Genomic DNA, 3,068 nt, shown 5'->3' on the forward strand with positions numbered 1-3,068 from the left:
CGGCGGGCGGCTCGGCGGGGCGGCGCTCCTGCCGCGCATGATCCCGCTCGGCGAGGCGGACGAGGCGGAACTCGACCTCGCGGCCGAGCCGCTCCTGGAAAACGGCCCCGACCCCTTGAGCGCGCCGATGCCGCCGCTGGAGCGGCGGCTGATCCTCGCGCGCCTCGTCCAGTCCTGGGCGGCCACCGTCGACCGCACGCTGCTGCCGCTCGATGCCGAGGTGCCGTTCCTCGTGCCCTCCTCGCCCGCCGACGCGGTCGGGCTCGCGGCCGATCTCGAGCGCCTGATGGATGCCCTCACCGTCGAGGGCCTGCCCTGGTCGGAGATCGGCAGCGCCGTCGAGGCGGAGTACTCGCGCTATTTCGGCCTCACCCTCGATTTCGTGCGCATCGCCGCCGAGTTCTGGCCCGGAATCCTCGACGAGCGCGGGATGAGCGATCCCGTCTCGCGCGCCCGCGGGCTCGTGCTGGCCGAGGCCAAGCGCCTCGCCCGCGAGCGGCCCGCCGACCCCGTGGTGGTGGCGGGCTCGACCGGCTCGGTGCCGGCGACCGCCCGGCTCATCGCCGCGGTGGCGGCCCTGCCCCGCGGCGCCGTGGTGCTGCCGGGCCTCGACCGCGACCTCGACGCCGCCGGCTGGGACGCGATCGAGACGGGCACCGGCGAGGACCGCGAGATCGCCCACGGCCATCCGCAGGCGGTGCTGCACCGGCTCGTCGGCCGCCAGGGCCTGAACGTGGCGCGGGACGCCGTCGTCGAGCTCGGGCGACCGGACCCGAAATCCGCCGCGCGCGCCGCGCTGCTCTCGCAGGCGCTCCGCCCGGCCGAGACCACCGACGCCTGGGCCCGCCTCGACCCGGCCGAGCGCGACCGGACCGCCGCCCTCGGCCTCGCCCATCTCTGCGTGGTCGAGGCGGCCGACGAGCGCGAGGAGGCGCTGGCCGCCGCGATCGCGCTGCGCGAGGCGCTGGAAACGCCCGGCCTCACGGCGGCCCTCGTCACGCCCGACCGCGGGCTCGCCGCCCGCGTCGCCCAGGAACTCGCCCGCTGGGGCATCGTCGCGGAGGACAGCGCCGGGGTGCCCCTCGCCCGCAGCCCGGCGGGCCGCCTCGCGCGGCTCGCGGCCGAACTCGCCGCCGACCTCCTGCGTGAGCAGGGCGACGCCATCCCCCCCCGCCTGCTGGCCCTGCTCGCCCACCCGCTCGTGCTGCTCGGGCTGCCCCGCGCCGACGTGGTGCGCGGCGCCGCCGCCCTGGAGATCGGGGTGCTGCGCGGCCTCGCCCCGAAACCCGGCTTCGACGGGATCCGGCAGGTGCTCGCCGCCGAGCGCGCGGGCGCGCCCGAGCGCCAGCCCCGGGCGAAGCGCCGCCTGAAGGCGATCGACTGGGACCTCGCCGCCGCGCTCCTTGACCGGCTGGAGGAGGCGTTCGCAGACTTCCCCGGACCGGGCGAGGCCGCGGAGGGCAACCTCGTGGCGCTCGCCGGCCGCCACCGCGCCGCCTGCGACCGGCTGACCGCCGCGCCCGAGGGATCGCCCGAGACCGCCGACGCCTCGTTGAACTGCCTCGACGCCCTGTTCGACGACCTCGAACTCACCGACCCGGAACTCCTGCCCGGCCGCTTCGACGACTACCCGGCCTTCTTCACCGCGCTCGCCCGCGAGCGGATGGTGCCCTGCGCAGGGACAACTCCGCACCCGCGCCTGCGCGTCCTCGGCTTGCTTGAAGCGCGCCTGCTGACGGCCGACCGGATCGTGCTCGGCGGCCTCGACGAGGGCGTCTGGCCGATGCGGGCGACGACCGACGCCTTCCTCAACCGGCCGATGCGCGAGCGCGTCGGGCTCGACCCGCCCGAGCGCCGCATCGGCCAGATGGCGCACGACTTCGTGCAGGGGTTGGGCCCGCGCGACGCGATCATCACCCGCGCGGCCAAGCGCGAGGGCGCGCCGACCGTGCCCTCGCGGCTCCTGCAGCGCGTGCGCGCCTTCGCGGGCGAGGCGCGCTGGGGCGAGGCGGTGGCCCGCGGCCGGCGCTTCCTCGGCTACGTGGGCGCCATCGACAGCCTGCCGCCGCAGCCGCGCCTCACCCAGCCGAAGCCGCGGCCGGACCCGGCGCTGTTCCCGCGCTCGCTCAGCGTCACCGAGGTCGAGACCCTGGTGCGCGACCCCTACAGCATCTTCGCCCGCCACGTGCTCGGGCTCGACCCGCTCGATCCGCTGGCGGCCCAGCCCGGCACCAGCGACCGCGGCTCCCTCGTGCACGACGTCTTCGGGACCTTCGCCGAGCGCTTTCCCGAGGCTCTGCCCGCCTTCGACCTCGCGGCCCAGCATCTCGCCGACATCGCCGTGAACGCCTTCGCGGAGATCGAGAACACCTATCCGGAGCTCTACGCCGAGTGGTGGCCGCGCTACGAGCGCATGGCCGCGGCCTACCTGCCCTGGGAGGTCGAGCGGCGGGCGGGATTGCGGCAGGTGCATCCCGAGATCTACGGCCGCTGGGAGATCCCGATGGGCCGCGAGACCTTCACCCTGCGCGCCCGTGCCGACCGGATCGAGGCCCGCGCCGACGGCAGCGCCTGCATCGTCGACTTCAAGACCGGCCTGCCGCCGAGCAACCGCGAGGTCTTCGCCGGCTTCTCGCCGCAGCTGACGCTCGAGGCCGCGATGCTGATGGCGGGCGCCTTCAAGGGTTTTCCAAGGACCGCGACCGCGCCGGACCTGCTCTACGTCTACGCCTCGGGCGGGCGGAAGGCCTTCACGCCGATGCCGGTGAAGACGCCCCGCGGCGAGACCCGCGGCGTGCCGGAGGTCGTGGCGGAGCACGCGGAGCGCCTGCGCGGGCTGGTGGCCCGCTTCATGACCGGCGAGGCGGCCTACGTCTCGCGGCCCTATCCGAAATACGCGCGGGCTTACGGCGCGTACGATCACCTCGCGCGGGTGCTCGAATGGTCGCAGGCGGGGGAGGGGGAGGCGTGATGGACGCGACGCTGCCGCATCTTCCCTCCCCCCTCTGCGGGGGAGGGTACCCTGCGCAGCAGGGGGGGCCGGGACGAAGTCCCGCAAGAGGGGACCC

The 3,068-nt window shown here is 75.9% G+C and carries 1 protein-coding gene; it reads left to right on the forward strand.

Annotated elements, in window-relative coordinates:
• Positions 1-2,971: double-strand break repair protein AddB (addB, locus tag AX737_RS14415; protein WP_066922409.1), on the forward strand; the 2,971-nt coding region annotated here is incomplete at its 5' end.
• Positions 2,972-3,068 lie beyond the last annotated feature (97 nt).

Origin of the sequence: Methylobacterium sp. CCH5-D2 (assembly GCF_001556475.1) — a bacterium.
Classification (GTDB): domain Bacteria; phylum Pseudomonadota; class Alphaproteobacteria; order Rhizobiales; family Beijerinckiaceae; genus Methylobacterium; species Methylobacterium hispanicum.